The organism is Paracidovorax wautersii (assembly GCF_900113035.1).
Classification (GTDB): Bacteria; Pseudomonadota; Gammaproteobacteria; order Burkholderiales; family Burkholderiaceae_C; genus Paracidovorax; species Paracidovorax wautersii.
This window is the reverse complement of the sequence record NZ_FONX01000003.1, coordinates 239333-261970: the sequence shown is the minus strand read 5'-3', so window position 1 is coordinate 261970 and position 22638 is coordinate 239333. Positions and strand designations below refer to the sequence as shown.

General features: G+C 70.1%; 15 protein-coding genes and 1 tRNA gene. 4 read left to right on the top strand and 12 right to left on the bottom strand.

Annotated elements, in window-relative coordinates; all coding sequences use genetic code 11:
* Positions 1-644: 644 nt before the first annotated feature.
* The 3 genes from BM070_RS06145 to BM070_RS06135 all read left to right on the top strand — a co-directional run bounded on the left by BM070_RS06145 (position 645) and on the right by BM070_RS06135 (position 4338).
* Entirely contained in the window at positions 645-1610 is a 966-nt protein-coding gene (locus BM070_RS06145; RefSeq protein WP_092938585.1) for an OmpA family protein, read from the top strand.
* 95 nt (positions 1611-1705) lie between these two features.
* Positions 1706-2416 (top strand): response regulator transcription factor, encoded by a 711-nt coding sequence (locus tag BM070_RS06140; protein ID WP_245785118.1) that lies wholly within the window; start codon positions 1706-1708, stop codon positions 2414-2416.
* Positions 2413-4338, top strand: a complete 1926-nt coding sequence (locus tag BM070_RS06135; RefSeq protein WP_353615602.1) for an ATP-binding response regulator — start codon at positions 2413-2415, stop codon at positions 4336-4338. The genes BM070_RS06140 and BM070_RS06135 overlap by 4 nt, the downstream gene beginning before the upstream one ends.
* Here BM070_RS06135 and BM070_RS06130 read toward each other — a convergent pair.
* From BM070_RS06130 to BM070_RS06090, 9 genes are all read right to left on the bottom strand, one after another.
* Positions 4299-5081, bottom strand: a complete 783-nt coding sequence (locus BM070_RS06130) for a 3-hydroxybutyrate dehydrogenase (RefSeq protein WP_092938581.1) — start codon at positions 5079-5081, stop codon at positions 4299-4301. The genes BM070_RS06135 and BM070_RS06130 overlap by 40 nt on opposite strands.
* A 75-nt stretch (positions 5082-5156) precedes the next feature.
* Complete coding sequence (locus tag BM070_RS06125) at positions 5157-5906, bottom strand: acetoacetate decarboxylase (protein WP_092938579.1); 750 nt, start codon at positions 5904-5906, stop codon at positions 5157-5159.
* 110 nt (positions 5907-6016) lie between these two features.
* Entirely contained in the window at positions 6017-7258 is a 1242-nt protein-coding gene (locus BM070_RS06120) for a patatin-like phospholipase family protein (RefSeq protein WP_092938577.1), read from the bottom strand.
* 119 nt (positions 7259-7377) lie between these two features.
* Positions 7378-7452, bottom strand: a tRNA-Arg gene (locus tag BM070_RS06115).
* A gap of 172 nt (positions 7453-7624) precedes the next feature.
* Positions 7625-11917 (bottom strand): translocation/assembly module TamB domain-containing protein, encoded by a 4293-nt coding sequence (locus tag BM070_RS06110; protein WP_092938575.1) that lies wholly within the window; start codon positions 11915-11917, stop codon positions 7625-7627.
* Positions 11918-11959: 42 nt separating this feature from the next.
* A complete protein-coding gene (locus BM070_RS06105) occupies positions 11960-13867 on the bottom strand; it encodes an autotransporter assembly complex protein TamA (protein WP_434803167.1) in 1908 nt (635 codons plus the stop codon).
* Between the two features lie 84 nt (positions 13868-13951).
* Entirely contained in the window at positions 13952-15139 is a 1188-nt protein-coding gene (locus BM070_RS06100) for a vWA domain-containing protein (RefSeq protein ID WP_092938573.1), read from the bottom strand.
* Positions 15140-15187: 48 nt separating this feature from the next.
* Positions 15188-15796 carry a GNAT family N-acetyltransferase gene (locus BM070_RS06095; RefSeq protein ID WP_092938571.1) on the bottom strand — a complete coding sequence of 203 codons (609 nt, stop codon included), beginning with the start codon at positions 15794-15796 and terminating at the stop codon, positions 15188-15190.
* Between the two features lie 21 nt (positions 15797-15817).
* The gene (locus BM070_RS06090) at positions 15818-16672 is read right to left on the bottom strand and encodes an AAA family ATPase (RefSeq protein WP_092938569.1); all 855 of its coding nucleotides are present in this window, start codon (positions 16670-16672) and stop codon (positions 15818-15820) included.
* Positions 16673-16773: 101 nt separating this feature from the next.
* Between BM070_RS06090 and BM070_RS06085 the strand changes: the two genes are divergently transcribed.
* Positions 16774-17436: a c-type cytochrome gene (locus BM070_RS06085; RefSeq protein WP_092938567.1), complete on the top strand. Its 663-nt coding sequence runs from the start codon at positions 16774-16776 to the stop codon at positions 17434-17436.
* 115 nt (positions 17437-17551) lie between these two features.
* Here BM070_RS06085 and BM070_RS06080 read toward each other — a convergent pair whose 3' ends face one another.
* The 3 genes from BM070_RS06080 to BM070_RS06070 all read right to left on the bottom strand — a co-directional run bounded on the left by BM070_RS06080 (position 17552) and on the right by BM070_RS06070 (position 22628).
* On the bottom strand, positions 17552-20119 hold the full coding sequence (locus BM070_RS06080) for a bifunctional diguanylate cyclase/phosphodiesterase (RefSeq protein ID WP_092938565.1): 2568 nt from the start codon (positions 20117-20119) through the stop codon (positions 17552-17554).
* Between the two features lie 151 nt (positions 20120-20270).
* Entirely contained in the window at positions 20271-20705 is a 435-nt protein-coding gene (locus BM070_RS06075) for a DUF1841 family protein (RefSeq protein WP_092938563.1), read from the bottom strand.
* Positions 20706-20780: 75 nt separating this feature from the next.
* Complete coding sequence (locus BM070_RS06070; protein ID WP_092938561.1) at positions 20781-22628, bottom strand: methyl-accepting chemotaxis protein; 1848 nt, start codon at positions 22626-22628, stop codon at positions 20781-20783.
* Between the last annotated feature and the right edge of the window lie 10 nt (positions 22629-22638).

Sequence of the window (22638 nt, the reverse complement as noted above, 5' to 3'; positions counted from 1 at the left end):
GAAGAGGGACGAGAGGAGAGGAAAGAAAGAAAGAAAAAAACGGAGCGCCGCAGGGGCTGTGGGCACTGTAGGCAGCGGGCCGCAGCCGGGTTGTCGGACGGCTGCCAGGGGCCGCGTGGTCGCGTGCTGCTTTGCCCGTGGGCGGGCAGGGGGCGGGGCTGTGGGTGGGCAGAGCCCTTGGCCGGCCCTCCTAGAACGTGTTCACGATCTCGCAGGGGATCGCGTTGGAGCGCAATCGGGATGAGTGGATGCCTCGGATGCGCCGCATGGGCTCATGCCCATGCAAGCAGCCGGGGCGTCCAATCGCCCGATTTCGCTCCAACCCGAAGGGCAGCGGTGTGGGCGGGCGGTCTGCGGCGTTGCGGCGCTTGTGGATAGCCCGAGCTATCCACTGCGCACCGCGCCTTGCATCCCATCCCGCCCACACCGCTGCGCGACCCCTGGGAGATCGGGAACACGTTCTTAACCAGGGTTTACGGATTGGTGACGAAAGTCACTCTCATTCCTGATATCGCCGCCTAGAATTTTTGGCGTCCTTGGCGATGCGGTGCTCCCGCCCGTGCGGCAGCCCGGCATGCGCGCACCGCGGCCTCTTTTTTCATGCGTCCCGCTTCCTGAAAGCACCCAGAAAGGCTCGTCAACCCATGCATCGGTTTCAACGCGCTTGCTCGGCCTTCGCGGCCCTTGCGGCTTTGCTGGTCTGCACCGCCGCAGCGGCAGCAGCAGACGTTCCGGGCTCCAAGGACCACCCGCTGCTCACCCGCTTCAAGGGTGCGGTCATCACGCACTACCAGACGCGCGACTTCGATGAAGCCGTCATGCCGATCAAGCCGATCGCGGAGCCCGACAAGGTGGCGGCCACCGATCTGGCCACCGCCGAGGGCAAGATCACCCGCATCGACTATTCGGTGCCGGGCAACAAGACGGCGCTGGAGGTGATGCGCAATTACGAGCAGGCGCTGGCCGCCGCCGGTTTCCAGACCCTCTTCCAGTGCGGGGGCGATCGCTGCGGCCGCGGCATGGGCGGCTATCTCGCCAACAGCGAGAAGGTGCTCCCTTTGGGGTTCAACGCCAGCTTCGACCCGAAGAACCGCTACCTGGCCGCGCGCCGCAGCAACGCGCAGGGCGATGTCAGCGTGCTGCTTTGGGTGGCCGAAGACGGCGCCAACGAGCGGACCCTGGTCTTCGAGCAGGTGGTGGAGGCCAGGCCCATGGCCACCGGCCAGGTGAGCGTGCTGACCGCCGCCGACCTGAAGAAGGGCATCGACAGCACCGGCAGCGTGGCGATCTACGGCATCCAGTTCGACACGGCCAAGGCCGACATCAAGCCGGAATCCCGCCCGTCGCTGGACGAGATGGCGAAGCTGCTCGCCGCGAACCCGGCCATGCGCGTCTATATCGTGGGCCACACGGACAACGTGGGCCAGCTCGCAGGCAATCTCGATCTCTCGCAGCGGCGTGCCGAGGCGGTGGCCAAGGCGCTGGCGGGCATGAAGATCGACCCGCAGCGCATGGTGGCCAAGGGCGTGGCTTCGCTCGCGCCGGTGGCCGCCAACACCAACGATGCCGGCCGGGCCCGCAACCGGCGCGTGGAACTGGTGCTTCAATAGCTCCATGCCCTGGCTCGGTGGGCGGCCCTCGTGCCTCCCGCCCGTGCGCCGATGTGCCGCATGTAGCCGGCCCGTTGGCCGCTCCATCGCCTGCCATGACCGACACCCTCCGCTCCCCGCTCCGAAGGACCATCTGCATCCTGGTGGTGGATGACCACGAGCTGATCCGGCTCGGCGTGCGTGCGTTGCTGCAGTCGCAGGCGCTGCCGGCGGGCGTGGCGGTGGATCTGCTGGAGGCCAGCAGCCTGGCCGAGGCGCTGGCGATGTACGAATGCCGCCGGCAGGCGGTCGATCTGGTGCTGCTGGATCTGGCGCTGCCCGATGCGCAGGGGCTGTCCGGCGTCGCGCAGTGGCTGGCGCGCTATCCGGCGGCACGCATCGCGGTGATCACCGGGTTATGCCCCGCACCGCTCACGCAGCAAGGCCTGCAGCGCTCCGCCCTCGACATGGGCGCCGTGGCCTTCCTGCCCAAGGCGGCCTGCCTGGATGAGCTGGTGGGCCTGCTGGAGCAGACCTGCCGCTGGCACGGCGAAGGGGGGCCGGCCCGTGCGCCGCTGCGGCCTGCGGGCATGGGCGGCAACGGCGGCAGGGCCGCCTTCGCTCCCGGCGGATCGGGCCATCCGGCGCTGCGCACGCTGCCCGCGCGCCATGTCCACGTCCTGCAACTGGTGCTGGAAGGCAAGACCAACCGCGAGATCGCGCAGGCCATCCACCTGAGCGAGGGCACGGTGAAGAACTACGTTTCCACCCTGCTGCTGCGCTTCGGCGTGCGTTCGCGTGCGCAGCTGATCACGGCGTTGCGATGACGATGGCTGCGAACCAGGCGGGCATCACGAACGGCACGGGCGAACACGCTCCGGCGAGCCTGGAGCAGCGCGTGCTGCGCGAGCAGGTGGCGACCGCCTATGCCGGCCACACCATGGCCGTCAGCGCACACCTGGCCTTCGCGGCGGCGCTGACGCTGTTCAGCTGGCCGCGCGTCGATCCTGGCCTGCATCCGGCCATCGTGGCCTGGTTCGTCGTGTTGTGCGCGGCCGACCTGAACGCTTTGTTGTCCGGCCGCTGGACGCCCGAGGTGCCCATCGAGGACACGGCCCGCTGGGCCCGCAGGTACACCGTGCTGGTGACGCTCCCCAGCCTGGCGACGGCCCCGGCGGGCTTTCTGCTCATGGCGATCCATTCCGACGCCATCACCACGGTCGTCACCGTGGTGATGATGGGCAGCTGGACGCGCGCGGTGCAGGCGCGCTGGGCCATCAAGCCGGCCATGTTCGGCTACGGCATTCCGATGATGTCCGGGCTGATCCTGGCGCTGGCGATCGAGGGCGGGCTGGTGCACTGGCTGCTCGCGGCCTTCATCACGGTCAACCTGGTGCTCACGCTGCGCGCCGGCGTGCAGCAGAACCAGCGGCTGACCGAATCGCTGCGGCTGCGTTTCGAGAACGAGGCGCTGGCCGCGAGCCTGCAGGAGCAGATCGCCATCAGCGAGCGCGCCAGCGCCGAGAAGACCCGCTTCCTAGCCGCTGCCAGCCACGACCTGCGCCAGCCCATGCATGCCGTGGCGCTGTTCGGCGCCGCGCTGCAGGGCGCGCTGGCCGGCCACCCGGCGCGCGACAACGTGGACCGCATGATGCGCTCCGTCGAGGCGCTCGGCGCCTCGCTGGACACCATGCTCGACATCTCCCGGCTGGATGCTGGCGTGGTGGGCGTGGAGGAGCGGCCGGTGGAGCTGTCGGGGCTGTTCACTGCGCTGCACCAGACCTTCGCCGGCATGGCGGAGGAAAAGGGCCTGCAGCTGCGCCTGCGCTCGCGCGGGCTCTGGGTGCGCAGCGACATGCAGCTGCTCTACCGCATGCTGCTGAACCTGATCGACAACGGCCTCAAATACACGCAGCAGGGCGGGGTGAGCGTCGTCGCGCGGCAGGTGGGCCAGTCGGTGCAGATCGACGTGACCGACACCGGCATCGGCATCGCCACCGAGCAGTGCGGTCGGATCTTCGAGGAGTTCTACCAGGTTGATAACCCGGGGCGCGACCGGGCGCGGGGCCTGGGCATCGGGCTGTCGATCGTGCAGCGGCTGGCGCAGCTGCTCAGGCACCCCGTGAGCCTGCGCTCGCGGCCCGGGCGGGGGACGCGGCTGCGCGTGCACCTGCCGGTGGCCGAGCCGGTGGACTTGCCCGTGGGCGCAGCACCGGCGCAGGCGCAGGACGATGCGGACTGCACGCACGATCTGCAGCACCCGCTGCGGCAAGCCGCGCTGGCGCTGCCCGGCCGGGTGCTGCTGATCGACGACGAAGCCGACATCCGCGCCGCCATGACCGAGCTGCTGGGCAGCTACGGCATCGAGGCCGTGGCGGTGCCGGGGGAGGCCGAGGCGGCCGAGTGGCTGGCGGGCGGCGCGCCCGGCCGCCCGTTCGTGGTGCTGATGTGCGACTACCGCCTGGCCGACGGTGCCGACGGCCTGGAGGCCGGGCAGCGCCTGTGCGAGCGCTTCCTTACGCCGCAGTCGCTGCTGCTCATCACCGGGGAGACTTCGCCCGAGCGCCTGCTGAGCGCGCGGGCTTCGGGCGTGCCCATCCTGTTCAAGCCGGTGGTTCCGGCGGCGCTGCTGCGCGCCGTCCTGCAGGTCGCGCAGGGCGATGGGGCCGCGCACGGCGGCGCGGCTTTCGGCGATGTCTCGGCCTACTCTTACTGCATGAACCAGCCGTGGCTCACCACCAGCGACTGACCCGTCAGCGCATTGGTCGGGAAGCCCGCGAACATCAGCGCGGCCAGCGCCACGTCGTTGGTGGTGGTGAATTCGCCGTCCACCGTTTCCTTGAGCATCACGTTCTTCACCACTTCCTCTTCGGTGATGCCCAGCGTCTTGGCCTGCTCGGGGATCTGCTTTTCCACCAGCGGCGTGCGCACGAAGCCGGGGCAGATCACGTTGGCGCGCACGCCGTGGGCCGCGCCTTCCTTGGCCACCGTCTTGCACAGGCCGATCAGGCCGTGCTTGGCCGTGACGTAGGGGGCCTTGAGCTTGGAGGCTTCCTTGGAGTGCACCGAGCCCATGTAGATCACGCTGCCGCCGCGGCCCTGCGCGTACATGTGCTTGAGGCAGGCGCGGGTGGTGAGGAAGGCGCCGTCCAGGTGGATGGCCAGCATCTTCTTCCAGTCGGCGAAGCTGAATTCCTCGACCGGGTGCACGATCTGGATGCCGGCGTTGCTCACCAGGATGTCGATGCCGCCGAAAGCCTTGGCGGCTTCCTCGACGGCGGCATCCACCTGGGCTTCATCCGTCACATCGACGGCCACGCCGATGGCCTGGGCGCCCGTGGACTTCAGCTCCTCGGCCGTAGCCGTGGCGGCATCCTTGTTCAGGTCGGCGATCACGACCTTGGCGCCTTCCTTGGCGAAGACGGTGGCGATTTCCTTGCCGATGCCGCTGGCCGAGCCGGTGATGAAAGCGACCTTGTCCTTGAGTTGCATGAAGTTCTCCTCGGTTGATGAATGAATGGATGACTGGGTGGATGGAAGGGGGGAGAAAGCGGGGGCCGGCGGCGCTCAGGCGAGATAGTCGTGCTCCACAGTGCCCAGCGCCAGCGTCATGTCGGCGATGTAGTGCACGGCGGACTCCACTTTGAGCACCGGCAGGTCGGCCACGGGCGCCAGCGCATGCGGGTGCAGCTCCAGCGAGGCGGGAGCCGTCCAGGCGCCGTGCAGGTTCACATCGACCATGTGGTAGCGCACCAGCTCGCAGATGCGCGGCGTGCCATCGACGTGGGGAATGATCTTGAGCAGGAAGTTCGGCTGCGCGATGCCGGCCAGCACCGGGCCGGCATCGAGCTGACGGTGCTTGAAGCCCATGGTGGCGCTGGCCACGCGCACGCGGCCGTAGTCCAGCGTGCCGACGATCACGTCGGTCTCGTAGTTGAAGGCCGGCTGGGCCAGCTTCTTCGGGAAGCCCCAGAGCTCGCGCCCGCCGGCGATCGGCGGGTGGTCGTTGAGGTACATCGAATGCACGTAGGCGCCTTGCTCCACGCCGCGCACGGTGCGCAGCTGCACGGGGATCACCTGGCCCGACTCGGTGTAGTCGCCGAAGCCGGTGGAGTCGGGCATGCGGATGAATTCGTACTTCACCACCGGCTCGGTCACTTCGAGCGGCTCGGGCACCACGGCGCGCAGCGCATCCATGTCGGTGCGGTAGGTGATGACCATGAACTCGCGCCGCATGAAGCGGTAGGGCCCGGGCGGAAAGGCCGGGCTGGTCAGCGGCATCGCGAAAGCCTGGCTGCGAACGTCTTCGATCTTCATGGCTGCATTCCTCTGGAGTGGTTGGAAACAGTGTGGAGCCCGGCACTTAGACCGGACTTAAAAGAAAAGGACGGCCTGCAGCGCGCCGCGTCGCGCCGTATGGCTGGGCTTCAGCGCCTGCCGGAGGCCGTGGCCGAGTCCGGTGTGAGATCCAGCTTCGGCCGGCGCACGGACGCGGCGGGGCCGTCGTCCGACAGGTCGAAGGTGGTGACGCCATGGTGCGTCTGGCGCTCCAGCCAGTCGGGATGCGAGAGCGTGTGGCGCATGTCGCGCATGCCGGCCTCCCAGTGGTCGAGCACGGTGGCACGCGAGAACTCGTAGTCCTTGGAGTCCAGCTCGTAGGGCCGGTTGCGGTAGATGAGGTGGACGATCTCGATGGGCTCGTGCCGCAGCTGCGCGCACAGCGCCTTCACGCTCGGGTCGCTGCGCAGCTCCTCGGGCAGCTTGGCCATCAGGTCCGACATGGCCTGCTGCAGGTTGACGTTGGCCGACAGCGCATCGGTATTGAGCCGGGTGCGGCTGGAATACATGATGTCCTTCTGCCGCTGCGCCACCTCCGACATCGTGCGCGGCACGGCGCCCCGGGCGCTGAAGAGATCGACCTGCAGCACCTGCAGCGGCCGCGTGCGCGGGTGCATGTCCAGCACGTACTGCAGGGGCGTGTTCGAGACCACGCCGCCGTCCCAGTAGTCCTCGCCGTCGATGTGGATGGCCGGAAAGCCCGGCGGCAGCGCGCCGCTGGCCATGATGTGCTCGGCGCGCAGGGGCTGCTGCTGGCTGTCGAAGTACACGGAGTTGCCGGTGCGCACGTTGACCGCGCCCACGCTCAGGCGCGTCTCGCCGTGGTTGATGCGGTCGAAGTCGATCAGCCGCTCCAGCGTGTTCTTGAGCGGGCTGGTGTCGTAGTAGCTGGTGACGGGGGCGTTGCCGCCCAGCAGCGCCAGCGCCGGTTCGCAGCGCGGCTGGAAGAAGCCGGGAATGCCGAACAGCACGGCCGTGGCCGCGCTCCACTGGTTGAGCGCCGTGCGGTCGCCGAACGGGCCGGGGGGCGTCTGCTGCCCCCAGCCGGAAGACACCTGGTTCCAGAACTCGCGCATCCGCGCGACGCGGTGCTCGGGCGCATTGCCCACGATGAGGGCCGCATTGATGGCGCCGATGGAGACGCCCGCCACCCAGTCGATCGTCGCGGAGGTCTCGGCCAGGGCCTCGTACACGCCCGCCTGGTAGGCACCGAGCGCGCCCCCGCCTTGCAGGACCAGGGCCCGGTCGGCAGGGCCCGACGTGGGGCCGTGCCCGGAGCCGGTGCGGGCAGAAGTGGAGCGGGAAGGGGGTGTCGAAGTGGTGGCGCGCATACCCCATTGTGGAGGGGCGGCCGCAGAAGGTTCCGCAGCGTGGCAAGCGAAAGCGCAGGAATGCGGCTTTGTCTTACAGCGCAGGCCGCTACGCGCAGTGCATGGACGCCACAAGGCAGTGGTCCCCTCAGCAGGAATCGAACCTGCATCTAGCGCTTAGGAGGCACTCGTTCTATCCATTGAACTATGAGGAGACAGCCCATCATTGTAGAACGCCCTCCGGCCCTCTCACGGGCTGGGGCGGGTACGGCTGCAGGGCGAATGGTTTGCTATTGATTTAATAGCTGAACGCGCAGATCCTGCCTGCGCCAGAGGCTGAATCGGGCCTGAAACCCTGCCGGCGGCGCCGGCAGGGTTCGGCCGGGCTCAGTTGTAGCGCAGCGTGTAGATCAGATCCACCGCGCTCTGCGCGCCGGTCTGGCCGCGCAGGGTGAGGCGCCGCGACAGGTCGTAGAAGATGTAGAGCGTGCCCAGGGCGCCCGAGAGGCTGCGCTCGTAGGTCACGTACAGGTCCTTTGACAGGCGCTTGCCGAAGGTGAGCGCCGCGCCGCTGGCGTCGTCGCCGCTGCCGGGGCCGCGGAAGCCGATCTCGTCCAGGCCCAGGCGCCGGGCGAAGTTGCCCGAGCCGCCGTCGCCGTTGCCGCTGAGCAGCGCGAGCGCGGCCTGTTGCAGCAGCGCGGCTTCGGCGCCGCCGGCGGCGCTGCTGCGGCCCAGCACGACCCAGGAGAGCTTTTCGGCGTCGGGCAGGTCGGGGTCGGAGTAGAGGCGCACGCGCGGCATCTTGGCCGTGCCGCTGACCTGCACGCCGGCCCGCACGCTGATGTTCGGGCGGATGGCCAGCACGTCCAGCGCGGGGTTGTCGTAGGGGCCGTTGAAGCGCAGCAGGCCGGTTTCCACGTCCAGCGACTGGCCCCAGGCGCGGTAGCGGCCCTGGACGGTGCGGATCTCGCCGGTCACGCGCGGCGGCGCGCCCGCCGTGCTGGAGCTGCGGATGTCCAGATCGCCCGCCAGACGCGTGGTGATGCCGTAGCCCTGCAGCGCGAAGTCGTTGCCCAGATCAAGGCTGATGGCGATGTCGGGCGGGCGGGAGGCCTCGACCCGGGCCTCGGCCTGGGCGGCCTTCTGGGCCTGCGCCATGGCTTCGCGGTCCTTCGCGGCCGAGCGCACCACCACGTCGGAGCCCAGCGTGGGCGCGCCGGCCTCTGGCAGGATGATGGTGGCCCGGTCGGTGGTGAGCTTGCCGCGCAGCGTGAGCTGGCCGTTCTGCAGCCGCGTCTGCACGTTGCCCGAGATGCTGACCTGCCGGTCGGCACGCACCAGCACCTGCAGGGCGCGCGCCTCGGCGTTGAAGTCCATGGCAATGCCGGAGCCGCCCGCCGCGCCGCCCTGCGCGCCGGCCCACGAGACGGTGCCCGTGCCCGTCAGCGTGCCGCCGCTTTTCGGCGCCGGCGTGAGGTTGCCGCTGAAGCCGGGGATGCGGGCATTGCTGCCCTGGCCGCCGTTCACGCGGAATTCGGTGATCTCCAGCCGGTCGCCGCGCAGCACGGCGCGCAGCCGGCCATCCTGTAGATCGACGCCGTCGAGCAGCGAGCGCACGGCCATCTGGTCGGCGCCCAGCGTGCCGTTCCAGCGCGGCGCGGTGCGCGTGCCCGACAGGGTGGCATCGGCCTGCAGCGTGCCCTTGACGCGCCAGCCCGGCGGCGCCAGGGCCGACCACACGCCCACGTCGGGCAGCTGGGCCTTGATGGTGGCGGCCAGCGGCGCATCGGCCGGCCAGAGCCAGCCGCCGTCCGCGCCGCGGGCCAGCCGCGTGCTGCCGTCGGCCTGCAGCCGGCCGGCGCGTTCGCTGTCCCACAGCACGCGGGCGCGCACGGCATCGCCTTCGGCGTCGATGCGGACTTCGGCCTGGCGGATGCCGGCCAGCGTGCCCGAGCCGTCGCCCATCTGCGCGGCCCCGGTGCCGGTGCCCTGGCCGCTGCTGCGCACCACGATGGTGGCGGGCACGCTGCCGGTGTCGCCGGCCAGGATGCGCAGGTCGCCGCTGGCGCGGCGCACGGTGGCGCTGGCGCGCAGGGTGTCGCCCAGGTCGATGTTCCAGTCGCCGCCCAGCACGAGGTTGCTGGACAGGCCCAGGCGCTGCAGCCAGGGGCCGTCGTTGCCCGCGAAGGCATCGGCCCAGGCGGTGGGCAGGCCCTGCAGTTCGCCCTGCGTGCGCAGCTGCATGCCGCCCTTGGGGGTCTGCGCGAAGCGCACGGGCTGCCAGTTCAGGCGGGCCGTGCCGGGCAGCGGGCCGGTCACGCTGGCGCCGCCGGCCGAGGTTTCGATCTGCAGCGTGGGTTTCTGCCGCGCGGTGACCGAGAGCGGCTGCGCGAGCTGCAGCGTCCAGGGGCCGGGCTGCTTGTCGATGGAGGCCACCACGCGCAGCTCGCTGATCTGGGCGCGCCAGTTGCCCGGCGCGCCGGAGTGGCCGCCGCCGGCGCGCAGGCGCAGCGTGGCGCGCTGCTCGCCCTGGCGCAGGTGGCCGTCCCAGGCCAGCGTGAACTGCTGGAGCGACCCCGACAGGTTGGCCTGCACATCGGTCAGCTGCAGGGACTGCGGGCCGGTGTTGGTGCCGGGCCGTGGCGGCAGGTCGGCCTTCAGGCGCGGGGTGTCGAGCTGGGCCTGCAGCGTGAAGCCGCTGCCGCCTGCGCCGCCTTCGGGAGCGGCACCGCCCAGCAGGCCGGCGGCGTGCAGCTGCCGCTGCAGCGTCTGCCAGCCGCCGTTCCAGCGGGTGGCCAGGGTGGCGTTGCCTTCCAGCAGGGCGCCCTGCAGCGCGCCTGCGCCGCCGGGCAGGGTCTCGATCCAGCGCTGCAGGCGCAGGGCATCGGCCACTTTCAGGTCCATCGTGCCGGCGCCGGAGCGCGGTGCCATCTGGCCGTTGGCCTGCAGGCTGGCGCCGGGCACGGTGGCCTGCAGCTGGCCGCGGCCGGAGAGGCCGGCGGTGTCGATCTGCACCTGCCGGGCGCTGACCTGGGCCTGCAGCCCGTCGAGCTGCAGGCGTGCCAGATCCAGCCGGCCGTCGCGCCAGCTGCCTTCGGCGGCCAGGCGGTCGATGCGCAGCGGGGCGGTGCCGGCGGCCTTGCCCCCGGTGCGCGCTGCAGCGGCGACGGTGCTGCGCACATCCGCCGTGAAGCGGATGAGGCCGTCGTCGCCGCCGCGGGCGGTGGCGGTGCCGGAGAGCGGCGCGCGGTCCAGCGTGCTGTAGATGGCGTCGGGGCGCAGGTCGCGCAGCTGCAGGCGGCCCTGCAGGGCGCGGGTGGCGGGGGTGTAGGCACCCTCGGCTTCCAGCCGGCCCTGGTTTTCGCCCACGGTGATGGCGGCCTGGGGCACGGTCCACTGCGTGCCGTCGAAGGCGGCGCGGGCGTCGATGGCGCTGGCCGGCAGGCGCTGGCGGTCCCAGGGGCCGGGCAGGGCGTTCTTCAGCTGCGCGGAGATATTCCAGCCGGTGGCGGCCGGGGACGCCGGGGCGGCGGCGCTGGCCGCGGCGGAAGCCGTGGGGGTGGCGGCTTTGGGCTCGGCGCGCACCTCGCCGCTCAGGCGGGTGACGGGGGCCTGCGGCCATATCGCGGCCAGGTCCAGCGCGCGCAGGGCGGCCTGGGCCTGCAGCAGCGGCTGCGGCGCCCAGGGGGCGATCTGGGCCTGCACGTCGGCCTGCATGGGCTCTGCGGGCGGCACGGGCGCTGCCGGAGTGGCGGCGGCCTTGCGTGAAGAGCGGTCCTTGCGGCGGGCCGGGTCGGCGGCCTGAGCTACGGCGGCCGATGCGGGGGCGGGGGCGGAGGCCGTGGCCGTTGCCGATGGGGCGGCATCGCCATCGCCGAGCGAGGAGCGCAGCTGCGCGGCCACCTGCAGGCGCGCGGCCTCGGTGGCCAGGGTGCCCTGCACCGTGGCATGGGCCGTGGCTTCCAGCTCGGCGCCGCCGCCGGGCGGGGTGGTGCGGACCTTGCCGTCCAGCTGCACGTCGAGCGGCATGGGCGCCTGCGCGCCCAGCGTGGCGCGGCCGAAGTAGCTGCCCTGGGCGATGTCGATGTTCTCGATCACCAACTGGTGGCGGCTGCCGTCGTAGTCGTAGCGGCCGGCCAGCTGGCCGATGGTGAGGGGGTTGGATGCGGGCGGCGCCCAGACCAGCTGGTCGATGCGGAAGGGCAGGTCCACCTGCACCGGCAGCGGCAGGCTCTGCAGCGGCTGCAGGGGCTCGGCGGATTTTTCGGTGGCCTTCGGGATGATCTGCACGCGGGCCGCATGCACTTCGCCCAGCTGCACCCGGCGGTCGAGCACCAGCGGCGCCAGGCGCCAGCCGATGCGCGCGTCATCGACCTCCACGGCCATGCCCGGGCTGCTCCAGCGCAGCCAGCCGATGCGGCCTCCGCCGCGCAGCGAGCCGGTGACGTCGCGGCTTTCCAGCGTCTGGCCGGCGGGCAGGTAGCGCGCGGCGCGGTTCAGGGCGGCGGCGAGCGAGGTGTCGTTGCCGGCCCACCACCAGGCGGCGCCCAGCAGGGCGGCCAGCAGCGCGAACAGGGCGGCGATGATCCAGCCGGCGATGCGCCAGCCGCGGCGCTGGGGCGGCGGGGGCTTGGGTGCCACGGCGGCAGCGTAGGGGTTGGGTGTCTGGTGTGTGGCCATGCGGGGTTCGGCGCGCACGCCTTGTCCGGGAAAGAGGAAAGATTAGAAACTGAAGCCCAGCCGCAGGTGCAGCCGCACCTCCTGCGTCTTCACGCCATAGGCCACGTCGGCTTGCAGCGGCCCCACGGGGCTGCGCCAGCGCAGGCCCGCGCCCACGCCCACGCGGGGCTGCATGTCGCCCACGTGGTCGGCCACGGCGCCGGCGTCGATGAAGACGGCGCTCTCGAAGTCGGTGCGGTTGCCGCGCAGCTCGATGGGGCGCTGCCATTCGACGCTGCCCACGGTCATGTAGCGGCCGCCGTAGAGCGTGTCGTTGTCGGTGCGCGCACCGATCTTGCGGTAGCCGTAGCCGCGCACGGTGGTGTCGCCGCCGGTCAGGAACAGCTGGGTGACGGGGATGTTGGCGCCTTCGCGGGCCAGCACGGCGCCGCCTTCGGCCCGCAGCGACAGCCGGCTGCCGCGCTTGATGCCTTCGCCCATGTCCACCGTGCCCAGCGGCACGAAGCCCTGCCAGCGCAGCAGAGCGCGCACGAAGGGGTCGCGCTCGGGCCGCAGCGTGGTGCCCACGCCCAGCTCGGCGCCCAGGCCCCAGCCGCGCGTGGGGGCGGTGTTGTTGTTGAAGTAGCGGCCCGTCCAGCCGTAGTTGGCGCTGACCGCCGAACTGGAGGGCGGGGCGCTCTCGCCCTGGCTCTTGGCGATGTCGTACTGCAGGAAGTAGCTGCGGTCGATGCGGTCGGTGCTCTTGGTGCGGCCGCCGCGCACGCGGCCGCTGTTGACCTCGTAGCTGCCCGTGGTCTCGCGCTGCACCTGCGCGCCGGTGAACCAGCGCCAGCCGGATTCTTCCGGCAGCGCCGTCCATTCGGTGGAGGCGAGCTTGTTCTTGCGGTCCACCGACAGCTTGCTGACGGCGCGCCAGCCCAGCCAGGGCATGCGGTTGTGGACGTGGTCCAGGCTCAGGCGCGGGCCGCTGTCGGTGGAGACGCCCACGCCGAAGACGACCTTCTGCAGCGGCGCCTCGCGCACCTGGGCGACCACCGGTGCGGCCTGCGGGTCGGAGCCGTCGGTGTCGAGCGAGAGGAACACCGCGTCGTAGTAGCCGCTGCTGGCCAGGCGCTGCTGGGCGTCGAGCAGCGCCGATTCGCTGTAGTCGGAGCCCTCGGGCAGGCGGGCGATGCGGCGTGCGCCATCGGGGTCGTAGCGCTCGCTGCCCGAGACGCGCATCGGGCCGAAGCGGTAGGCCGGCCCGGGGGCGTAGGTGACGGAGAGCTTGGCCTCGTTCTTGTCGGCGTCGATCTCGGCGCGGCTCGAATCGATGCGCGCGGTGGGGTAGCGCCGCGTCTGCAGCTGGCGCAGGCCCTGCGACTTGGCGCCGTCCCAGGCCTCCTGCGTGAAGGGCTGGCCGGGCGGCAGCGACCAGCTGTTCTGGATGCTCGCGCGCCGGTTGGCGAAGCGGGGCGCATCGGCGCCCGGGCCGGTGAAGCCGATGTCAGCGCTCTGCACCACGGTGCGCGGGCCCGGGTCCACCGTCACGGTGATGGTGCGCGGAGGCTCATCGGACGCGGCGCTTTCGCGCATCTCGATGGTGATGTTGGGGCTGAAATAGCCCATGGTGCCCAGCAGGTCGCGAGCGTTGGTGTCGGCCGCGCCCAGCAGGCGCGAGAGTTCGCTCGCCTGCAGGCCCGGCAGCTTGCGGTAACGCTGCAGTTCCATGTAGCGCGTGAGGTATTCGGCGATGTCCTTGGGCGCCTGCACCTTGAGCGTGAAGGCATCGGGCGCGTTGGCGTCGCCCAGGGTCTGCGTTGCGTTCGCGTCGCCGTCGGCATCGTCCTTCTTGCTGCCCGGCAGCAGGCTGCAGCCCTGCAGCGCCAGCACCCCGCAGATCAACAGCAGCGAGGGCCAGCGGCGGGCGGGTCGGGGCAGTCGGAATGCGGTGGGGAGATGTGCTTTCAAGAAACGGGGCCCGAAGAGTGGTGGCGCATAGTGTCAGCTTAACGTGCTGCGCCGCGCCCTCAGGCTTCCAGCCCGTTCGTAGGACTATTTTGACAATAGGCGCATGGACTCCTCCAGGCCCTTGAGGGTCAGCGGGAACATGCGCTGGCCGAGGATCTGCTGGATGATGGCGATGCTCTGGCGGTACTGCCACACGCCCTGGGGCTCGGGGTTGATCCAGGCATGGCGCGGGAAGGCGTGCAGCAGGCGCGTGAGCCATTCGGCGCCGGCTTCCTCGTTGTTGTATTCCACGCTGCCGCCGGGCTGCAGGATCTCGTAGGGGCTCATGGTCGCGTCGCCCACGAAGACGAGCTTGTAGTCCTTGTTGTACTTGCGGATGATGTCCCAGGTCGGGAACTTCTCGGCGAAGCGGCGGCGGTTGTTCTTCCACATGAAGTCATAGACGCAGTTGTGGAAGTAATAGAACTCCAGGTGCTTGAACTCGCTCTTGACGGCGGAAAAGAGCTCTTCCACGCGCTGCACGTGCTCGTCCATGGTGCCGCCCACGTCCATGAGCAGCAGCAGCTTCACGTTGTTGTGGCGCTCCGGGATCATCTTGATGTCCAGGTAGCCCGCGTTGGCGGCCGTGCTGCGGATGGTGTCGTCCAGGTCCAGCTCCAGCGCGTTGCCTTCGCGCGCGAAGCGGCGCAGTCGGCGCAGCGCCATCTTGATGTTGCGCGTGCCCAGCTCCTGCGTGTCGTCGTAGTCGCGGTAGGCGCGCTGGTCCCAGACCTTGACCGCGCTCTTGTTCTTGCCGGCACCGCCGATGCGCACGCCCTGCGGGTTGTAGCCGCCGTGGCCGAAGGGGCTGGTGCCGCCGGTGCCGATCCACTTGCTGCCGCCCTCGTGGCGTTCCTGCTGCTCTTCGAGGCGCTTCTTCAGCGTCTCCATCAGCTCGTCCCAGTCCATCTTCTCGATGGCGGCCTTCTGCTCGGGCGTGAGCTCGCGCTCCAGCACCTGGCGCAGCCAGTCGGCCGGGATCTCCTTGCGGAAGTCGGCCACCATCTCCACGCCCTTGAAGTAGGCGCCGAAGGCCCGGTCGAACTTGTCGAAGTGCTTCTCGTCCTTGACGAGCACGGTGCGGGCCAGATGGTAGAAGTCGTCGAGGCTCCAGCCGTCTTCCGAGCGGGGGCCGACCACGCCGGCCTGCAGGGCTTCGAGCAGCGTCAGGTACTCCTTCACCGAAACGGGCAGCGCGGCGGCGCGCAGCGTGTAGAAGAAGTCGATCAGCATGCCCGGTGCTTCCTGGTGTTCAAGGGTCTGGATGGCCGCTTGCGCGCGTCAGGCCTGGGCGTGGCGCTGCAAAAGATAGAGCAGCTGGGCGCGGGCCTCGGGCCATTCGCCGCTGCGCATGCTGTACATCACGGTGTCGCGGATGGTGCCGTCGCGCCGCAGCGCGTGGCCGCGCAGCACGCCGTCCTTCCTGGCGCCCAGCCGCTCGATGGCGCGCTGCGAAGCGAAGTTGAAGTTGTCGGTGCGCCAGCCCACGACGTGGCAGCCCAGCGTGTCGAAGGCATGCGCCATCAGGAGCAGCTTGGCCGTGGTGTTGACGTGCGTGCGCTGCACGCTCTTCGCATACCAGGTCCAGCCGATCTCCAGCCGCTTGAGGGCCGGCACGATGTCGTGGTAGCTGCTGGTGCCCAGCACGCGGCCGGAGGCATCGTCCAGCACCGCGAAGGCGAAGCGGTGCCCATCGGCACGGCCCTGCAGTGCCGTTTCGATATAGGCGCGCGTGTTCTCGGGCTCGGGCACCGAGGTGATGCGCAGGTTCCAGAGCGCGCCGTCGGCGGCGGCTGCGGCCAGGCCGGCCTCATGCGCGAGGGCCAGCGGTTCCAGGCGCACGCCGCGCTCGCGCAGCGTGACGGGTTCGACGAAGGCGGCTGCTGCCATGGGCTCTCTCCCCAGCGGCTGTCAGCGGTTGCGCTGGTTCATGAAGACCAGCTTCTCGAAGAGGCTCACGTCCTGCTCGTTCTTGAGCAGCGCGCCCACCAGCGGCGGCACGGCGACCTTCTGGTCGGCGCTCTGCAGCGCGGCCAGCGGGATGTCTTCGGCCACCAGCAGCTTGAGCCAGTCGATCAGCTCGCTGGTGGAGGGCTTCTTCTTCAGGCCGGGCAGGGCGCGCACGTCGTAGAAGGTCTTCATCGCGACGGCCAGCAGTTCGCCCTTGAGCGTGGGGAAGTGCACGGCCACGATCTGGCGCATGGTGTCCGCGTCGGGGAACTTGATGTAGTGGAAGAAGCAGCGGCGCAGGAAGGCGTCGGGCAGTTCCTTCTCGTTGTTGGAGGTGATGAACACCAGCGGCCGGTGCTTGGCGCGGATGAGTTCGCGCGTCTCGTAGCAGTAGAACTCCATGCGGTCGATCTCGCGCAGCAGATCGTTCGGGAATTCGATGTCGGCCTTGTCGATCTCGTCGATCAAGAGGGCCACCGGCTGATCGGCGGTGAAGGCCTGCCAGAGCACGCCCTGCACGATGTAGTTGCGGATGTCCTTCACGCGCTCGCTGCTGTCGGCATCGCCCAGCTGGCTGTCGCGCAGGCGGCTCACCGCGTCGTATTCGTAGAGGCCTTGCTGCGCCTTGGTGGTGGACTTCACGTGCCACTGCAAGAGCGGCAGGCCCAGCTCGCGGGCGACCTCTTCGGCCAGCATGGTCTTGCCGGTGCCGGGCTCTCCCTTGACCAGCAGCGGACGCTGCAGCGTGATGGCGGCATTGACCGCCAGTTTCAGGTCTTGGGTGGCGACGTAACTCTCGGAACCTTGGAATTTCATGGGCCGTGAATAGGGTAATCGTTGATAAAGGGGGCCGGGGGCCCCCTCCTATAATTTCTGCTCATTAGAGAGACAACCACCCACGGAATTGTGCGCGCAAAATGAACAAGACACGGAACACGGTATTCGGCTTGGTTGTCGCGTGTGCGACGGGTGTGGCGCTGGCCGAGGCCGTCAAGGGCGACGCGCAGGCCGGCAGCAAGAAGGTGGCCATGTGCATCGGCTGCCACGGCATCCCGGGCTACCAGGCGAGCTTTCCCGAGGTCTACAAGGTGCCCATGATCGCCGGCCAGGGCGAGCGCTACATCGCCTCCGCGCTGGAGGCCTACAGAAAGGGTGACCGCCGCCATCCCACCATGCGCGGCATCGCCGATTCGCTCTCCGACCAGGACATCGCCGACGTGTCGGCCTACTACGCCGCGCAGGGCGCAGGCCATGCCGCGCCGCCGCCCAAGCCCGGCCGCGAGCCCAGCGCCCAGGTGGCGGCACTGCTGCAAAAGGGCGCCTGCGTGTCCTGCCACGGCGCCAATTTCGCCCAGCCCATCGACCCGTCCTATCCCAAGATCGCCGGCCAGCATGCCGACTATCTCTACGTCGCGCTCAAGGCGTACAAGACCGAGAAGAACCCCAAGGTGGGCCGCTCCAACGCCATCATGGCCGGCGTCGCCAAGCAGTTCACGAATGCCGAGCTGAAGGCCATGGCGGGCTACATCGGTTCGCTGGATGGCGACCTCCAGGTGGTGCAGCAGCCGCGCTTTCGCTGAAGAAAGCCAGGGCTTCGCGCCTGCCGCGCTGCGCACCCACAGGGCCCGGATCTTCCGGGCCTTTTTCTTTTTTTCTTTCTTTATTTCTTCGTTGCCCGGCTGCCGTGCGGCCGGCTCAGGCGTGCATGTCGCCCGTGCCGTCTTCGCCGGGCTGCCGGCCGATGGTGCGCGACGCGAGGTTGAGCGTATCCAGCGGCACCGGCCGGCCCAGCCAGTAGCCCTGGGCGGAGTCGCAGCCCATGCCGCGCAGGAACTCGGCCTGCGATTCGGTTTCCACGCCTTCGGCCACCACCGGCACGCCCAGGCCGCGGGCGAGGCTGAGCACCGACGCGACGATGGCCGCGTCCTGCGGCGACTGCAGCAGCGTGCGCACGAAGCGCTGGTCGATCTTGAGGCAGTCGAGCGGCAGGTCGTTCAGATAGGCCAGCGACGAGTAGCCGGTGCCGAAATCGTCGATGGCGATCTTCACGCCCATGGCGCGGATGGCGGCCAGGCGCGCGCGCGTGCCCACGTCGCCATCGCCGATGCGCAGCGATTCGGTCAGCTCCAGCGTGAGCTGGCCGGCCGGCAGCCCGCTGGAGCGCAGCACCTGCTTGAGCCGGGCGGTGAAGTCCGACTGGATGAGCTGGCGTGCCGACACGTTCACGTGCAGGTTGAAGTCGGGCGGCAGCGTGCCGAGACGATCGGCGATCGCCCGCGTGGCATGGCGCAGCACCCATTCGCCCAGCGGCAGGATCAGGCCGGACTCTTCGGCCAGCGGAATGAACAGGTTGGGCGGCACCAGGCCGCGCGTGGGATGGTTCCAGCGCACCAGCGCCTCGGCGCCGGTCACGCGGCCGGTGGGCAGGTCGATGAGCGGCTGGTAATGCACCACGAGCTGTTCGCGGTCCAGGCCCTGGCGCAGCTCGGTCAGCAGGCGGGAGTGTTCGAGCGAGCGCTCCATCATCGGCGCCTCGAACACCACGCACTGGTTGCGGCCGCCGCGCTTGGCCTCGCCCAGGGCGATGCTGGCGCGGCGCAGCCATTCCGACAGGTCGCCGCTGTGCAGCGGCCCGGCCACCACGCCGGCCGATGCGCTGATCTGCAGCTCGTCGTCGCCGGCCGTGAACGGCATGGCGAAGAGATTGAGCACGGCCTTGCCGATGGCCTGTTCCGACAGGCCTTCCACGCCCAGGTGCAGCACGGCGAATTCGTCGCCGGCTGTGCGCGCGATCAGGAGCGGCTCGGGCAGGCGGTTGCGCAGGCGGTCGGCCACCGCCTTCAGCAGGCGGTCGGCGGTACTGAAGCCCACGCTGTCGTTGAGCGCGCGGAAGGCGTCCAGCCCGAGCAGGGTGAGGGCCACGGTGCGCTCGCCATGCCAGTCGGCCCGCTCCAGCAGGCCGCGGCGGGTCAGCAGGCCGGTGAGCTGGTCGGTCAGCAGCTGGTCGCGCAACTGGCCGAAGGACTGCTGCAGCTGCGAGGCCATGCGGTTGAAGGCCTGCGAGAGGGTGGCGGTCTCCCGCAGCCAGTCCCGCTCGACGGGCACGGCCGACCAGTCGCCCTGCGCCAGCCGGTTCGCCGCCTCGGCCGTCTGCAGGATGGGGCGGGACACCCGCTGCACGGCCCAGAGCGCTGCCAGCAGGGCCAGCACGGCGCCCAGCACGGCGGCTGCCGTGCGGTAGCGCAGCCGGGTGCGCGTGTCGCCCAGCAGGTCGGATTCGGGCAGCAGCACGACCATGCGCCAGTCGAGCCCGGGAGCGCCGGTGAAGCGGCTGACGCGGCCGAAATACACCGCGCCGTTCTGCTGGATGCTGAAGCTGGCGTCGCCGCGCGTGGCGGCGGCCAGGTGCGATGCCGCGGCCTGGATCAGCGGGTTGGCGCTGCTCGCCGCGGCCCGCCGTGCGCGCGGCGCAAGCGGCGATGAGCCGGTGCGCTCGCCCATGACGGCCTCCGGCTCGCTCTGCGCGACCAGCAGGCCGTCGGGCTCGGTGATGAAGATGATGCCGTTGCCGCGCAGCGGCTCGTCGCGCAGGAACTGGTGCAGCGCGTCCAGCCGGATGTCGGCACCGACCACGCCCACCGTCTCGCCGCGCACCACCACGGGCGTGGTGGCGGACAGGATCACGTCGCCCTGCTTGCTGACGGTGGTGTACACCGGCGACCAGACGGAGCGGCCGGCCTGCGCGGCGGCCACGTACCAGGGCCTGCGGGTGGGGTCGAACCCTTCGATGGAGCGGGACAGCTCCCGGGTGTCGGCGCCCCGGTAGATGTTCAGGTGGCCGCCGGTGCTGCGGTCCTGCACGATGAGCTGCAGGCCTTGCGTGCGGCGTGCCGCGACGTAGCAGCCGTCCCGGCTGCCGAAGCCCATCAGGCCGATCTGGGCGTATTCCTCATAGCGCCGCGAGACGGCATCGAGCAGGTAGCCCGCGATGTGGCGCATGTCGCCCGGGCGGTAGAGGTCTTCGCGCGCGATGGCGTCGGCCATGGTGCGCTGCGCCTGGAAGGGCGCGTCGAGATAGCTGGACAGGCGGCTGTTCGCCGTGGAGGTGATGGCGCTGAGCAGCCGCACGCTCTCCTGGTCGATCAAGGCCTGCACCTGCTGGTGCTGGCTGACCGCCATCAGCCCGACGGTGCAGGCGAACAGCAATGCCATCGGCAGGGCGATGGCCAGGCGCAGCGATGGCTGCCAGCGGCGGGGTGGCATCAGCGCGTCACGCCGGCTGCAGGGCGAGTGGGTGACCCGGCAGTGGGTGGGGAGTCCGGTGGAGTCATCTTTTTGGCCTGCAGCGCTTTTGCAATGGCGCTATTGTGCTATGAAATGATGAGCAACCTGGACGGGGCCCTGGCCGCTGCGGTCAATCGCGCGTGGCGCGCCGCTGGACGCAGGCGACGTACGCATCGCCGTCGGGCGGGCGGCCGGAGCGCTGGCTCTCCCACAGCATCTGGCCCAGGCATTCCATGGCGGCGTGATGGGCGTCCTGCAGCGAATCCAGCCGGGCTGCCAGCAGCTCGACCGCCTGGCGGATGCCGCGGGGCTGGTCGATGCTGCATTGCTCGCTGATGGACAGGTGCATGGACAGGTGCAAGAAGGGATTGGTGCGGTCCGGCGTCTCGTCGTAGTTGCGGGCCAGGGCGGCATCGACGTCGGCCAGCTCGGCGTGGTACTCCGGGTGTTCCGCGATCCACAGGCTGGCGAGTGTCTCGATCGCTTCCATGGGCTGGCCGGCCCGGTCCTTGGCGTACACGCTGCAGAAAAAGCGCCGTACGTCGGCTTGGGAGGGATTGAACATGGCCGTCAGCGTAGCATGGGCTGCGCCCCGGACCGGCCGCGCGTGAGCCGGTTCGGGGCGAGATCCCGGCCGGGATCAGAAGGTTTCCCAGTCGTCCTCGTCGTGCTTCTTGCTGGCGGTGGCCGTGGGTGCGGGCTTGGGGGCTGCGGGAGCCAGCGCAGGGCGCGGCTGGGGCGGTGCGGCCGGGGCGGCGGCGGCAGGCGCCGGCGCGTGGGTGGCCGAGGCCGATGCCCCCTTGCCGGCCGATGCGGGCGCGGACGTCAGGCGCGCTGCGGCCAGCTTGGCGGATTTCGCGGGCGCCGGTGCAGCAACTGCTGCCGTGCTGCCGGCCGAATGCCTGGCCGCTGGGGCGGGCGACGGGGCGGCGAAGTGGCTGCCGCTGCCCTGGGCCAGCTGGAACACGGCCACGGCCTGGACCAGCTGATCGGCCTGCGTGCGCAGGCCCGAGGCGGCGGCGGCGCTCTCTTCGACGAGCGCGGCGTTCTGCTGGGTGGCCTGGTCCATCTGCACGATGGCTTCGCCCACCTGTCCCACGCCTTCGCTCTGCTCGCGGCTGGCGGCGCTGATTTCGCCGACGATGGAGGTCACCCGGCGGATCGAGGCCACCACTTCCTGCATGGTGTGGCCGGCCTGGTCCACCAGGGCCGTGCCCTGGTCCACGCGCTCCACGCTGGTGCTGATGAGGTTCTTGATTTCCTTGGCGGCGTCGGCCGAGCGGCCGGCCAGGCTGCGCACCTCGCTGGCCACCACGGCGAAGCCTCGGCCCTGCTCGCCGGCACGGGCGGCTTCCACGGCGGCATTGAGCGCCAGGATGTTGGTCTGGAAGGCGATGCCGTCGATCACCGAGATGATGTCGCTGATCTTGCGCGAGCTCTCGTTGATGCCCTTCATGGTGTCCACCACTTGGTTCACCACGTCGCCGCCCTTGACGGCCACGTCGCTGGCCTCCTGTGCCAGCTGGCTGGCCTGGCGGGCGTTGTCGGCGTTCTGGCGCACGGTGCCGCCCAGCTGCTCCATCGAGGCCGCGGTCTCTTCCAGGGCCGATGCCTGCTGCTCGGTGCGCCGGCTCAGGTCGTCGTTGCCCTGGGCGATCTCGGCGCTGGCGGTGGCCACGCTCTCGGCATTGCCGCGCACGATGCGCACGGTGTTCACCAGGTTGTCCTGCATGCGCTGCAGGGCCTTGAGCAGGGCGCCGGTTTCGTCGCGCGCGTCGGTGTGGATCGGCACGCTCAGGTTGCCGTCGGCCACGCGGTCGGCGGCATCGACCGCGTCCTGGATCGGCGCGGTGATGGAGCGGGTGATGACGAGGGCGCAGCCCACGGCCATCAGCGCGGCGATGACGGATGCGACCAGCACCATGGTGCGGGCCTGCAGGTAGGCCTCGTGCGCGGCGGCGCCGCCGTCGCGCATGTTCTTTTCCTGCAGATCGACCATCTTCTTCAGGGTGGCGAGGTAGGCCCCTTGCGTGGCGTAGCGCGCGCTGAACAGCAGTTGCTGCGCTTCGATGTTCTTGTTCTGCAGGCCCAGGTCGGCCACGTCCTTGCTGAAGGCGATGTAGGCCGCGCTCTGGGTCTTGATCTCCTGGATCAGCGTGCGCTCTTCGGCCGTTTCGGCCAGCCGGTCCAGCGTGGCGATGTAGTCGGCCGTCTGTGCGATGGACTTGTCCAGCACGGCCTTGTTCGGCGCCATCTGCGAGTCGTCGGTCAGGATGATGATGTTGCGCACGACGCGGGAGATGTCCAGCGTCACGTAGGACAGTTGCTGGCTGGCGTTGGCCTTGGGGTAGAGCTCGTTGATGAGGCCCTGCGAGACGTGGTCCTGCTGGTTCAGCCGCACCAGGTTCAGCGCGGTGACCAGGGCCATGAGAACAAGCACGAGGGCGAAGCCCAGCCCGAGGCGAAGGCCCAGTTTGAGGTTTTTCATAGGAGAGTCG

Excerpts from the sequence above, each read along its gene's own strand:
- BM070_RS06095 (WP_092938571.1), bottom strand. The coding sequence starts at position 15,796 with ATGGCAGCAGCCGCCTTCGTCGAACCCGTCACGCTGCGCGAGCGCGGC.
- BM070_RS06085 (WP_092938567.1), top strand. The coding sequence starts at position 16,774 with ATGAACAAGACACGGAACACGGTATTCGGCTTGGTTGTCGCGTGTGCG.
- BM070_RS06090 (WP_092938569.1), bottom strand. The coding sequence starts at position 16,672 with ATGAAATTCCAAGGTTCCGAGAGTTACGTCGCCACCCAAGACCTGAAA.
- BM070_RS06070 (WP_092938561.1), bottom strand. The coding sequence starts at position 22,628 with ATGAAAAACCTCAAACTGGGCCTTCGCCTCGGGCTGGGCTTCGCCCTC.
- BM070_RS06100 (WP_092938573.1), bottom strand. The coding sequence starts at position 15,139 with ATGCTGATCGACTTCTTCTACACGCTGCGCGCCGCCGCGCTGCCCGTT.
- BM070_RS06145 (WP_092938585.1), top strand. The coding sequence starts at position 645 with ATGCATCGGTTTCAACGCGCTTGCTCGGCCTTCGCGGCCCTTGCGGCT.
- BM070_RS06110 (WP_092938575.1), bottom strand. The coding sequence starts at position 11,917 with ATGGCCACACACCAGACACCCAACCCCTACGCTGCCGCCGTGGCACCC.
- BM070_RS06135 (WP_353615602.1), top strand. The coding sequence starts at position 2,413 with ATGACGATGGCTGCGAACCAGGCGGGCATCACGAACGGCACGGGCGAA.
- BM070_RS06075 (WP_092938563.1), bottom strand. The coding sequence starts at position 20,705 with ATGTTCAATCCCTCCCAAGCCGACGTACGGCGCTTTTTCTGCAGCGTG.
- BM070_RS06125 (WP_092938579.1), bottom strand. The coding sequence starts at position 5,906 with ATGAAGATCGAAGACGTTCGCAGCCAGGCTTTCGCGATGCCGCTGACC.
- BM070_RS06130 (WP_092938581.1), bottom strand. The coding sequence starts at position 5,081 with ATGCAACTCAAGGACAAGGTCGCTTTCATCACCGGCTCGGCCAGCGGC.
- BM070_RS06140 (WP_245785118.1), top strand. The coding sequence starts at position 1,706 with ATGACCGACACCCTCCGCTCCCCGCTCCGAAGGACCATCTGCATCCTG.
- BM070_RS06120 (WP_092938577.1), bottom strand. The coding sequence starts at position 7,258 with ATGCGCGCCACCACTTCGACACCCCCTTCCCGCTCCACTTCTGCCCGC.
- BM070_RS06080 (WP_092938565.1), bottom strand. The coding sequence starts at position 20,119 with ATGCCACCCCGCCGCTGGCAGCCATCGCTGCGCCTGGCCATCGCCCTG.